The organism is Paenibacillus sp. J22P165, from assembly GCF_059692015.1.
Genome location: NZ_JCAUAP010000002.1, coordinates 617,539 through 630,408 on the forward strand (window position 1 = coordinate 617,539; position 12,870 = coordinate 630,408).

8 protein-coding genes are annotated in these 12,870 nt (G+C 43.9%); all 8 read right to left on the reverse strand.

The annotated features are described in order from the left end of the window. Positions 1 to 67: 67 nt before the first annotated feature. Complete coding sequence (locus AC58QM_RS06980) at positions 68 to 1,393, reverse strand: ABC transporter substrate-binding protein (RefSeq protein ID WP_436244783.1); 1,326 nt, start codon at positions 1,391 to 1,393, stop codon at positions 68 to 70. Between the two features lie 122 nt (positions 1,394 to 1,515). Beyond that, positions 1,516 to 3,072, reverse strand: a complete 1,557-nt coding sequence (locus AC58QM_RS06985; RefSeq protein ID WP_497282506.1) for a response regulator transcription factor — start codon at positions 3,070 to 3,072, stop codon at positions 1,516 to 1,518. Positions 3,073 to 3,103: 31 nt separating this feature from the next. Next, on the reverse strand, positions 3,104 to 4,807 hold the full coding sequence (locus tag AC58QM_RS06990; RefSeq protein WP_497282507.1) for a sensor histidine kinase: 1,704 nt from the start codon (positions 4,805 to 4,807) through the stop codon (positions 3,104 to 3,106). Positions 4,808 to 4,893: 86 nt separating this feature from the next. Then, positions 4,894 to 5,730 carry a carbohydrate ABC transporter permease gene (locus AC58QM_RS06995; RefSeq protein ID WP_497282780.1) on the reverse strand — a complete coding sequence of 279 codons (837 nt, stop codon included), beginning with the start codon at positions 5,728 to 5,730 and terminating at the stop codon, positions 4,894 to 4,896. Beyond that, positions 5,730 to 6,689, reverse strand: a complete 960-nt coding sequence (locus tag AC58QM_RS07000) for a carbohydrate ABC transporter permease (RefSeq protein ID WP_497282509.1) — start codon at positions 6,687 to 6,689, stop codon at positions 5,730 to 5,732. The genes AC58QM_RS06995 and AC58QM_RS07000 overlap by 1 nt, the downstream gene beginning before the upstream one ends. Before the next feature lie 468 nt (positions 6,690 to 7,157). Continuing rightward, positions 7,158 to 9,416, reverse strand: a complete 2,259-nt coding sequence (locus tag AC58QM_RS07005) for a right-handed parallel beta-helix repeat-containing protein (protein ID WP_497282510.1) — start codon at positions 9,414 to 9,416, stop codon at positions 7,158 to 7,160. A 335-nt stretch (positions 9,417 to 9,751) separates the two neighbouring features. Next, positions 9,752 to 10,156, reverse strand: a complete 405-nt coding sequence (locus AC58QM_RS07010) for a hypothetical protein (protein WP_497282511.1) — start codon at positions 10,154 to 10,156, stop codon at positions 9,752 to 9,754. A gap of 321 nt (positions 10,157 to 10,477) precedes the next feature. Further along, positions 10,478 to 12,739: an acyltransferase family protein gene (locus AC58QM_RS07015; RefSeq protein WP_497282513.1), complete on the reverse strand. Its 2,262-nt coding sequence runs from the start codon at positions 12,737 to 12,739 to the stop codon at positions 10,478 to 10,480. Positions 12,740 to 12,870 lie beyond the last annotated feature (131 nt).

Consider the following 12,870-nt stretch of genomic DNA (forward strand, 5'->3'; position numbering starts at 1 on the left):
CCCCTATCGAAGGAAAAAAACATGGCGCGTCCTAAGAAGCGACAACGCCATGATTCTATGCCATCTATTATTTTTTTACTGCTGTATCATACTCTTTGGCTTTTTTCATCAATTCTTCGTAAGCTTGATCAGCTGTTGCTTTGTCGAACATGACTTTCTCTACGATCGTTTTGTAGTCTTTCTTGAAGTTACCCCAGCCTTGCGGTTCAGCGACGAATTTCTGTGCTGCCGGTCCTACTTTGTTAATAAAATCAACGGATGTTTTGTCAGACGCGCTAAAATTTGGTGCTAATGTCGTTACGATTTTCGCATTTCCTGGAATACCACGTGTTAATGATAATGTTTTCCCTGCTTCTTGGTCGTTAATGAACCAATCAACGAATTTCTTCGCTTCATCTTGTTGCTTGGATCCTGCATTCACACTCCAGAACATACCTGGTTTCAACCAACCACCCGTTTGACCTGCTTTCGGAAGTGTTGTAAATCCAAAAGCGTCTGGTTTAAGACCATTGATAGCACCCACTTGATTGGAGAAAATGTGACGAGCAAGCGCTGTTCCATTGACCACACTATCCATTTTCGGATCAAGTTCTTTGTCTGTGACCGTAATATCAGCAGGTGTAACGATGCCTGCTTTACGCATTTCAGTTTGCTTATTCATATATTTAATCCAAGTATCTTTGTCGATGGATAGCTTGTTATCTGTAAAAGACTGCCCTTTACCTTGGCTAAGCTGATAAGCTGTGTAGTCAACTAAATCTGAGCTTTGATCAACGAAAACGTATTTATCTTTCCCTAGTTTGGCTTTGGCATCTTGGCCGAATTTATAATAGTCATCCCAAGTCCAATCCCACGCTGGTGCCTTTAAACCTAATTTTTCGATCACTGTTTTATCGTAAGCCATACCAAGTGCAGCAGTTCCTAACGGCATTGCGAAGAGCTTACCATTCACTTTGCCTGATTCAATAAGTGCTTTATCCATATCCGCAACATTAATGCTTGCAAGATCAGCAACCAAATTACGGCCAACATACTCATTCAAGTAAGCAGCGTCCATTTGGATAATATCAGGGGCATTTTTCGCTGCGAACTGAACACCGAGCTTATCGAAGTAGCCATCCCAACCCGAGAATTCGCTTTCAAAAGTAACATTCGGATGTAGGGCCGTATACTGTGTAAGTGCCTTCTGTGTCGCATCATGACGTTCTTGTGCCCCCCACCAAGCAATACGAAGTTTGACAGGTGTAGCAGGTTCCGCCTTTGGTGTTGCAGCCGCTGCCGCTGATGGTTGAACGGAAGCTTTCGCTGGAGCTTCCTCCGTTTTGGATCCACAAGCAGATACAGATGCCATGACAACAAGTGATAATGCAGCAGTCATTAATTTTTTCTTCATTGTATAATTACCCCTCTCGCATATGTCGATCTCACACACTTATCGTATCGCTGAAAGACTGAACGGTATAGGAGAGAATCGAACTGATTTCTTTCAGTTTTTGAAACAAGTGGGGAGAAAAACTACCTTTTCAGCAAATCGCTCGGGTTAATTCCGCAATATTTCTTAAAAAGAGTACTGAAATATGGCACATTTTGATATCCAACCTGCTCTGAGACTTCATAAATCAACAAATTCCCTTCTAAGAGAAGAGCCTTCGCTTTCTCTAGCCTGACACGAATGACATAGTTCATAAAGGTTTCCCCTGTCACCTTTTTAAACAACTGATTCAAATAATTTTTCGAGATAAATAACTGTCCCGCCAACTCATCCATCGTAATGTCTTTCGCATAATGCTCATGAATGTACCCGAGCATGAAATCGACTGCCCCTTTATGCTTCTGGTTAATAGTTGGCTGTCGCTTCAGTCCAATGCTCTTCACCTTCGCTTGCAGGAAGCTCTCCACATCCGCACGATGAATAATCGTATCGGTTGACGTAACCAACTCGTTCTCATCCGTGGGGGTAATCGACATGTCAGCTTGCTGTGCTGCGTATTGCAGCAGCGTCCAAATTTCCGTAGCTAAGACGCGATAGAATAGCTTGGGGTCTCCGCCTTTGGCTGATGCCTCTTGCCGATTAATGAACCGCTGAATATGCGACCACAACTCTTCCTCACTGCTTTCCTGCAAAGACTGGGAAAGGTAACGAACCAGATCCACTGCACCTTGTCCTTGTTCAAATGCTTGCAACGATTCAAATGCAACGTCTGCTGACTTTTTCAAATCTTCCCATTTACTTATGCGTTCACCAACTGCGGATTCCACCGTTAAGCCCAAATACCGCAGCATACTGCTCGTTAATGTCTCTATGAAACGCGCAGAACGTTCAAGGGATATCTCTTCTGCTTCGCTGCGAGGAATATGTAGAACAAGTGCTGAATACGGCCCGAATAGCCAAATAAACGCTGATTCCGGCCATTCCTGCTGGGTCAGTTCCTTCGCGATATTGGACATGGCGAAGCGAAATAAATGCCAATCCGCCACCGAGATATCGGTAACTCGGTCTGTCTTCACCAGTTCAAGCACGACTACTTGCTGATCATAGTCTGTCCAATACGTTGCGACAGTGGGCAGCTTCATGTCATCCGCATTAGGCTGAAGCGTACCATTAAGCAGAGCTGCAAGCTGCTCATCTGCCATTTGTTGCTCATAGTTTTGAACAAAACGAACTAGCCGCTTTTTCTCCATTTTTTCCAAATAAAAATCTTCTAATTGCCCAATCGTCCGAAACAAGACTTCGCGTATCTGTTCAATTGTGATTGGTTTATTCAAATAATCGTCGACATCGAGTCGAATCGCTTGTCTAGCATACTCAAAGTCGGTATAACCGCTATGAATAATAAATCTACCTTGAAAGCCCTCTCCCCGCAGCTTCTCGATCATTTCAATACCGCTAATGCCAGGCATATATAAATCCGTAATGACGATATCGGGCTCCACTTCACGGATTAATTCTAGTCCACTTTCTCCGTCAATTGCCTCTCCCGCGAATTCTGCATCCAGCTCAGCCCAAGGAATGATATGTCGCAAACCTCGTAAAACCTGAAAATCATCATCCACTATGGCTATTTTCCACATGCTCATTTACTCCCTTATGTTATGAATATGGTTAATGGTCTGATAGCGGGAAGCGAATGTCAACTTGAACGCCACCTTGCTCTCGGTTACTCAGTTGTAAGCTATATTGATTGCCGAATAAGGCATCCAGCCTTTCCTTCACATTACGAAGTCCATAGCCTCCGCGCTTCCTAGGCTTATTCTGCCAGTTATCACTGAGTCCTTTTCCATTATCCGTAATTGTTACATATAAGTTCTTCTCATCTCGATAGATGTCTATACCTATTTCAGCTTCGGAAGCGCCATGAAAGCCATGCATAAACGCATTTTCTACGAACGGCTGCAGAAAAATCTTCGGCATCCGTGTGTTCTTACAGCTTTCATCCACTTTGATTCGATACGACAATTTATCTTCCCAACGCACCTGCTGAAATTTCAAATAGTGTTCAATATGCGCCACTTCCTCTGTCACAGCCACCAGACTATTCGTATTAGAAAGCGCTAAGCGAAACATACTCGCTACTTGCGCGAGCATCGAGCTAATCTTATTCTGCCCTGCCTCGATCGCCGTCCAGTTAATCTGATCGAGCGTATTATATAGAAAATGAGGATTAATCATCATTTGTAACGATTTCAGTTCTGCAGCCCGCTGCTGCACATGCTGCTCCCGCAGAGATTCATAGAGGTCCTCTATTCGTTGTGTTAACTTCCGATACCCATGAAATAATTTACCAAACTCATTCTTATAGTCGGTAGGTAAACCTTGGTCTTCTCCAGGCGAATATTGCCCCATGGCTCGAATCAATTGATTCATCGGTCTCATGAATCGGCGGGATAAGAATAAGGTCAGCAGCAGTACGAGCACAATCGAAGTAGCCCCAAGAAGCAGGAAGAGCTTCGCCATGCTTTTACTGCCTTTGGTCATTTCACTCCAAGAGCTTGCCTCGAAGAGTGTCCACTGGGAATCCGGTGATTTGGCCCAAACGAAGAAATCATCCTCCACACGTAAGGAACCGCTTGGCTTATCCATCTCCCCCTTCAATGTGAGTGTCGCTTGCTGCAATTTGCTGCTGTTGCCAGCATGCGTTATCAATCTGCCAGCAGCATCAAGTAACGCCATATTGGTCGTATCATCTTCCGTTGAAATCAGATGCCGAATGCTCGATACTTTTATATTAAAAACCATTAAACTATAATACTGGTTGCTATTATTGATGACCTTACGAGCGAAACTTATCACCGATTCTTCACGTCCATTGGTCATAATTTTGTGCTCGCCAAGCCAAGCGCTATCCGTTTCTAGAATACTCGGATACCATGCTTCCTTATCTAATTGCGACATCTGAAAGAATGTAACAGGACCTTGGGTATCCGATGTAAATGGATAATCGGAATAGACATGGATCGATTGCAGAATCGGAGTGCCGAAGACCAAATAATTCAATTGACTCTGAAGGTCTGTCTCGATTTGCAGGCGCTCATAAGCGTCCTTATCTCGCAAACGGCCGTAAAGGAGATCGACGTTTTTGGCCGAGGTTCCCGAGGTCTGTTCAATACCAATTAAGCTCGTGCTCATTTTTTTGCTCAATTCATTTAGTAAGCGCTGCTGATAAAAGGAAGTATTCGAAGCAATTTCGCTTGACGTCCCTGAATAACTAACGGCAATTACAATACCGATCAACATGGCAATAATGACGGCTGAGCTGAAGAAATAAACCGCGATAATGCGATACGTTTTGAATGGATTTTGCAGCATATGTCTGCCCTCCGTATGATTCAAACTAAGCTCTTATGCAAAGAAAGCCGCGGCAAATGCAGCAGCTTTCCTAGTCATTCCTAAGCTTATCCTTTTAAAGCACCCGAAGCAATACCTTCGACGAAATGCTTCTGAGCGATGAAGAAAATGATCACGGCAGGCATAACAGAGACTAAAGACATGGCTAACATTTGCCCCCACGGCACCGTTCCCGCAGAATCAATGAATAGTTTCAAGGCTAAGTTAACTGTGTATTTATCGACGGAATTGATATACAATAATTGACCAAAGAAATCATCCCAGTTCCATAGGAAACAATAAATAGCGACAGTAACCAGCGCAGGCTTGGTCAACGGAATTATGATGCGCCAGTAAATACCGAACCAAGAACATCCATCTATTTTGGCAGACTCATCCAACTCTTTCGGTATGGAACGAATAAATTGCACAAGCAAATAGATAAAGAATGGGCCACCCACACCGCCTGCTAGCAAATGAGGAACATAAAAGGGTAAATACGTATTAATCCAATCAAATTTACTGAATAACACATACTGAGGTACGATTGTTACTTGCGTCGGAAGCATTAAAGTCACCAGCAGGATACCGAACCATAGCTTACGAAGCGGGAAGTCTAATCGGGCGAAAGCAAACGCAACAAGTGAACAAGATACAATACTAGTGAACAATACGCCAATAATTAACTGAAAGTTATTCATATAGAATACGCTGAAGTCATAGTTAGGAACCGATACCCAGCCTTCTGTATAGTTAGCCCAGCGGAATGTTTCAGGAAATAAATTCGGTGAGCGCATTTCATCATTCGTTTTGAGCGAAGCTCCTAGCCACCAGAAAACAGGATACATCATTATGATGCTTGAAATTAGTAATAACAGATGGGTCAAACCTTGGCGTCTTGCCATCATTTCCCCTTCCCTCCTTGCGTCTCATAGTAAACCCAGTATTTAGAGGTTGCGAAAATAAGCGCTGTTACCGCTGCAATAATGACCAGTAGAATCCAAGCTAGTGCTGAGGCATAGCCCATTTGAAACTTCGAGAAAGCTCGCTCATACAAGTACATCACATATACATACGTTGAATTTACAGGGCCCCCATTGGTGATGATAAATGCCTGTGTGAACATCTGAAAGGAATTAATCGTTGATTGCACAAAGTTGAACAAAATGATTGGAGACAACATCGGTAGCGTAATTGTGAAAAATTGTCTTACCTTGCTAGCGCCATCTACGGAGGAGGCTTCATACAAATCCGTTGGAATTTGTTTCAGTCCTGCAAGGAAAATAATCATCGCCGATCCAAATTGCCACGCAATTAGAAGTACTAGCGTCCCTAAAGCCGTGTCGGGGTCAGCAATCCATGACTTCCCTTGAATGCCGACAAGCGCTAAGGCTTGGTTAATAAAGCCGTCTTTGCTGAAAATATTTTTCCATAGAATCGACACTGCGATACTCGTCCCGATCAATGATGGGAAGTAGATCATCGTCCGATAGAAGGAGATCCCTCTGATTTTCTTATTCAGCAGCATCGCCACTAATAGAGCTGTAACCAGCTTCAGTGGTACGGAGAATACGACGAATAGCAAGGTTACCTTGATGGACTCGCGGAAGGTATCATCCTCCATCACAATATGCTTGTAGTTCTGTGCCCCAAGCCAATGCGGTGCATCCAGCAAGGAGTAATCCGTAAACGAGTAATACAAGGACATCAGGATTGGCCCTAGTGTTAACAGGAAAAACCCAATCAGCCACGGGGACAAAAAGAGGTATCCGGCCACAGGAGATTCCCATCGGCTCAGAAACGGGATTTTCTTTTTCTTCGGTTTTGCAAGCAAACGTTCTGTTTGCAGCACGGTGCTTTCCATTAATCATTCCACTCCCTGTTCAAAGCGCTACGAGATTCGCTTGTTATCTTATAGGTTAATTATAAAAGGCATCTCCGATTAGTTACATTGCGCATCGAATGAAGTTCTTTCACTATTTCACAGTAAAAAAACGTCTACACCGTCTGCTTGGACAGTGGCATTCATTTACGTTCCCAGGCTGGGTAGCTTTTGCTTTTGGGCATTAACTGGATTTTCTACATCTATTTCCAGACAAAATTAGCCATTGGGGTGTTTAACTGGATTTTCTACATCTAAATTCGCTCGAAATGTCCCGTTTGGCGAAATTGGCTTGAAATAACGGGAGGAAATCCAGTTAGTTTGCGAAATGCCGTGTTTTCGATTGAATTAGCTGCAGGAAATCCAGCTATTCGCTTAGCTCTGTGGCATACGCACAAAAAATCCCAAATCGCCGTCTTCGGCAATTTGGGATTTCATTACTACTAATCGTTACGGCGTATATACTTTTACATTGTCTACGTTCGTTGTACCCGTTTGTGAGTTATCTGCGTAGAATTCGATCTTGGACACATTGGAAACAGCGGCTCTCATAGTTGCCTGGGACAGTTTCAACGTGCCATTGACATAGAAATCAAATATATCGGTGTTCGTATCTAGAACAACTTTGAAATCGTACCAGGTGTTCGCCGTGAAGGCTTGAATGGTCGTCCAGGTTCCATTGACATTCGCTTTGATATTCCCTGTATCCATGGCGATTGACTCTGCAACGACCCCTGTGCTGTCATAGAGATACGGCAAGCACCACCATGACGTTGTTTCACTTCGTTTAACCCGTGCTTCGATGGTTACCGTACCGCTTGTGGCACCAAACGATTTGGACATCGTGGTTTTTCCCGAAGCCGTCGGTTTGCTGAGCTGCACACTCTTATCGGTTGCACTTGGTACGGCTTGCACGGTAATCGCATTCGGACTCGTGCCGTTGGCAATGGTCCAACCTGTTGGAGCACTGCCCGTCGTTACAGCATCGAATGTATCATTTACCAAGTAAGTAGGTCCCGTACTGCCTCCCGTAACCTGCGTTTCATCAGCTCCAATATCTGCAGCGCCTGTGTATAACGTATCTCCCCAGAAATCAACGCTGCCATTTGAGGAAATAGTCACTCCTTGGTTAATGAGTGGCGAGCTGGTTTGAAGCTTATAACCTCCTAATGTGCTCATCGCCGGTCCGCTCGCTTCTGTTCCCGTACCGCCAGTTCCTGGACTCACCAATTTGGGATCACCAGTTTTCGGATTCGCATCTCCAGCTGGAACGGAAAGTCCAGTCCCATAGTAACTATTCGTATTATAGGCAATACCTCCCCCTGTCGTTAGGACAGCTGAACTTTGTGTTGAATCCAGAATGTTATTTCTTATATTGTAACTAGCATTAATATAGGACCCATAGCCATAAATCAAATACGTACTATTCGTATTGTAGATCGTATTATTGTAAATTTGTGAGGTTGCAGCCGAATCAGAATGGAGATAAATTTGATACCTTGAATTTCCAGTTATCACATTATAGCGGATGATGGAGTCACCAAAGCTGAATTGACACAACAGAATCCCGTCTCCATTACCATGAACATAGTTGTATTGAACGACTTGCTTCGTCGTTCCTTTATCCGTGTCGATGCCGTTGAAGTCGGCGCCTCCTGCTTTTTTAACCACACCATAAGTTTCATTCTTCTGAATCACAACATCATCGGCATAATAAGTTTCAATCCCCGAAGTGCCCGCTGCTGCAACCACGTTACTCTCGATTAACGCGCCTTTGGTATCTGTCAAATAAATGCCATTACATCCGTATATTGTGTTCGCTTGGCTAATGAAATTATTCTTGATCGTGATATTCGTAAAAGGGTACCAATTCGTATCCGAAGCTGAGCTCCGAACACCCCAACCAACTGAAACGGATGGATTTCCGTTATTATCTTTTCCATCACCGGTATATTGCTTGAAAATGATGCCTCCAAAGGAAGTGTCCTTAATGGAGCTATTGGAAATGACCACATCGTTGAATTTGCTCTTTACGGTTGCTGCAGCTGGCGCTAGCACGTTCGTTGACATATCGAATACAATGCCGCCAGTTCTCTTCGATCGATCCCATCCCGTTTGGAAGTTGATGCCTGTTGCATTATCGGCTACATCGCCACCTATCCAATTGACTTCACCGCTCACATCGTGAACATTGAGGCCATCTAACCGGAAGTAATTGAGCGTACCAATATCTGCTCCTGTAATATGTATACCTCGAAGATCTCCAACGGAACCCGATGTTGTTTGGTTGCTAATATCTAGATTGTGAATTTCCCAATATTGCTGATTGAACAAATATACCGTAGCCTTAACCGCACCTTGCCCTTGAAATTTAGGCTTAGTACCTGTGCCATACTGATCAATGATAATTGGGTTCCCTGAGGTGCCCGAGCCTTTCGGATATAACTGGCCAACCCATGTATTTCCGGTCTCAAATAAAATGCGATCACCTGGCTGGAACGTTGTACTATTTACTTTCGTCAGCGTTTTCCAAGCTGTTGCAGTACTTGTGCCATTGTTTGAATCGTTGCCGTTACCTGCATCTACATAGTAAGTCGTATTCGCAGCGAATACGGTATCCGGTATAAGTACTGCTATCATCGAGAACAGCATCATAACAGTAACGAATAGCACCTCTATGAACTTCCTTTTTTTCAAAACAAATCGCATGATCATAGCCTCCTCCATATTGTAAGCGCTTAACTTTTTTGTGAAAATAAAACGACATACTTGCGTTCTCCACTATGGACTTTACTGACTTTCTAATCATCCCTCCTATTAAACAGTCGACATCTCATTAAGAAAATGCTGTCTTGTTGTTTATGCCGGCTCATTCAAATTTGAGTTCAGTATAGTTGACAATGGAGGGAGAACATAGGGGGGAATTGAACAATTTTCTTTCAGTTTAGTAAGAATTAGTTGAGATTTTCTGGTTATTTGAATGTGATTCATTTTGAGAATACTAGACAGCCAGTTCCCTTGGATATTTACAGTCGATTTTGGGTTTACATATCTATTAATTGGATAGCTGAGAACACAAGATCAATGATTTCCCCACGTGCTTGGTTTAAAAAGCCTAACGAAGTCTGCTGCAAATTCTCAATCAAGACGCAGGAAGTAAGGAGAATTTTATCCGAGAAAAAATACATGGAAAGCTCATAAGACGAAGACACATTCTTAACAACCTCAACAATATTCGTATTTTTGTATATCTTGGGGAGTTCGATCGCGTACATCAAGTACATGTGCTCACCCTTCATTTGACTGATCTGAAAGAACTCCTTATACAAATTAGCCGTCATAGCGTTCCAGCGATAACCAAATTTAAAAAATGGCTCCTCTTCCCAATTAGGCTCGAATTGTGATATTAATTCGAGAAATTGCTCGCGATAGTAATGGATTAAATTCATCGTTGTTAGTTCCCCGCAATTCCTATGTAATATTTGCAAACTCTGATTTACGCATATCTTATCGATAAAATGTTGTGAAACTTCTATTTCCGGTTTTAGCTAACCATGTTTTTTGCTAATAGTTCGCTAATGTTTCTTACAAATAATTCCTTATTGTGGGTGCACAGGTGGAAGGGATAGCGTCTTTGGCAGGTAGTGAGTCGATTCGACTAACTCGCACGGGATGCCCCTCGGGACACAACAAAGAGAGGTGAGCTCCGCTCACCCCACTCTTAGACATATTCATGTTTTGTGCTGCTCTTCTAACACAGTAGGTGCTGTCTACTTAGCATTTTTACGTATCGCATCATGAAGGAGTGCTGCATACTTTTGCGCACCAGCTTCAGTTAAGTGGACGCCGTCATTCACGAAGTATGCCTCCTTCCCTTTGCTTGCCGTATACCAGTCTACGATCGTAGCTGCTGGAAATTCTGCAGCAATAGTAGATAATGTGGCATTCACTGTATCTTGCCAGTCTCGAGGTACGCGCGTGTTCACCAGAATAATCTGCTGCATTTCCCCTAACGAAGCTAACAGGTCACGCAATTGGTTTGGATTAAACGCACCATTCGTACCAAGCTCAATAATCACACGTTTACCCAGCATTCCTTTGGACTTAAGTTCATTGATTGTCGATTGCGCTTGGGTCATCTGTCTGCCCACTTTGCCGTCCACGATGATGCCTGGGAGTAATTTTTCAAGGAATGGCGCTACATCCAAAATAACAGAATCACCAATAGCGGTAATACCTTTAAATTCTACATGCGAAGGTTCGGTTGGATGATCGACTGGTGTTTCAGTCGTTTGTGGCCCAGGTGATAGTGGTTTTGGTGATGTTTCTGCTGTCCCTGTTGTTCCCGTGGTTCCCGATGTCCCTGTAGTCCCCATTGTGCCTGTGCTTCCTGCGGTCGTTCCGGTCGTACCTGTAGTTCCTGTAGTTCCTGTGGTTCCCGTAGTGCCTGTGGTGCCTGCGGTTCCTTTGGTTTCTGCAGTGCCTGTCGTTCCTTTGGTTTCTGCGGTCCCCCCTGTCGCTGTAGTCCCCGTTTTTCCTGTTCCAGCCCCAGCCCCAGCTCCTGCTGCCGTCCCTTTTGTCCCCGCTCCTGCACTTGCTCCTCCTACTGCCGTTGCCGTTACCCCTGTTTTCCCTTTCTCTACTGTTTCTATAGTCGTAGTCCCAATTGCCGTAGTTCCTGTTCCTGCCCCTACAGTCGTTGTCCCTGTCACTGCCGTTCCCATTCCTACTGTTGTTCCTATTCCCTCCATCACATTCATATATTCCTCTATAATCCCACCTGCGCTATCTACCGACTTCTGCGCAGACAAGTTATTTGAACAGGAGATGACGAATAATTGAATTGGCAGAATGGTGATCACTAGCATATAACGGAGTCGTGATGGGGACCAAAATTCCATTTTCCAGATGTTAGATTGAAAAGCTCCCCGACGGAAAGGTTCCTCAATGTACGTATACGAAAATGATGCCAACAGAAAACTTAGCACAACTTGCATACCCATTTTGATCAGATGCGTCTCTCCTGTATCTATGGCCGAAGTAGTAAGAATAATGACTGGAAAATGCCAAATATACAGACTGTATGACCGCTTTCCGATCCAGCGCAATGGCTTACACCCCATAATTTTGCTCAGCAGGGTTGCTGGATGAACGATGGCCGCGATGACGATGGCTGACAATACGGCGAATAACACTAATCCACCGTAATACAGAGAAGCATTGTAAGCATTCGTTTTCCACATCATGAAAAGGATACCGATGAAGGCTGCACCGCCGATCCAATCGAGCATCAAGCCCGATTTGCCGGTTCCCGAGCGTTTCCTTGCCATGCGACTAGGACATATTATCGCCAGCGCTCCACCAATCAGCAACGCGAATGCGCGTGTATCCGTGCCATAATAAACTCTGCTTGGGTCTACACCCGGTTGATAGACGAACGCCATTACAAGTGCGGAAGCCAGTGCGCCTAACAATGTAAGTAAAAAGAGGTAGCCTCGCCGTTTCGCAAACCACAAAATAAGTGCTAAAACCAATGGCCAAAAGAAGTAAAACTGCTCTTCGATCGCCAACGACCAGAGATGACCAATCGGAGATGGCGGACCAAAACTCTCGAAATACGATACCTGATGAAAGATCAGCCACCAGTTATTGAAATAGAGTAATACCGATACGAAATCGTCCCCTAAAGCAATGAATCTAGCGCGATCCATAATGAGCAGCCATAAGCTTACAAACACCAGCATGAAGATCATAGCCGGCATGAGTCTTCTCATTCTTTTTATCCAAAAATCCTTCAAATCAATCCGCCGTGTTGTGTGCCATTGGATGAGCAACTGATCGGTAATCAGATAGCCTGATAATGTGAAGAAAACCCCGACCCCCAACAAACCTCCTGGCATCCATGAGCTATTCAAATGATAAACAATTACAACCAATACCGACAGCGCACGCAACCCGTCTAATCCCGGCATATAATGCTTATTCACCTTGTCACTGCTCAACTCTTGCTTACTTTCCGACTTGCTTACCATTAGATGAAACCTCCTGCTGTGTATAACGCTAATCTTTAGATAAGAATAAGACGGAACGTTTGCTAATAAAGTTTGAGCATTTCCAAGCTAAAACAAGAAAAAATTAAGAACCCTCTCGCGGACTTCTAACA

Excerpts from the sequence above, each read along its gene's own strand:
- AC58QM_RS06980 (WP_436244783.1), bottom strand. The coding sequence starts at position 1,393 with ATGAAGAAAAAATTAATGACTGCTGCATTATCACTTGTTGTCATGGCA.
- AC58QM_RS06985 (WP_497282506.1), bottom strand. The coding sequence starts at position 3,072 with ATGTGGAAAATAGCCATAGTGGATGATGATTTTCAGGTTTTACGAGGT.
- AC58QM_RS06990 (WP_497282507.1), bottom strand. The coding sequence starts at position 4,807 with ATGCTGCAAAATCCATTCAAAACGTATCGCATTATCGCGGTTTATTTC.
- AC58QM_RS06995 (WP_497282780.1), bottom strand. The coding sequence starts at position 5,730 with ATGGCAAGACGCCAAGGTTTGACCCATCTGTTATTACTAATTTCAAGC.
- AC58QM_RS07000 (WP_497282509.1), bottom strand. The coding sequence starts at position 6,689 with ATGGAAAGCACCGTGCTGCAAACAGAACGTTTGCTTGCAAAACCGAAG.
- AC58QM_RS07005 (WP_497282510.1), bottom strand. The coding sequence starts at position 9,416 with ATGCGATTTGTTTTGAAAAAAAGGAAGTTCATAGAGGTGCTATTCGTT.
- AC58QM_RS07010 (WP_497282511.1), bottom strand. The coding sequence starts at position 10,156 with ATGAATTTAATCCATTACTATCGCGAGCAATTTCTCGAATTAATATCA.
- AC58QM_RS07015 (WP_497282513.1), bottom strand. The coding sequence starts at position 12,739 with ATGGTAAGCAAGTCGGAAAGTAAGCAAGAGTTGAGCAGTGACAAGGTG.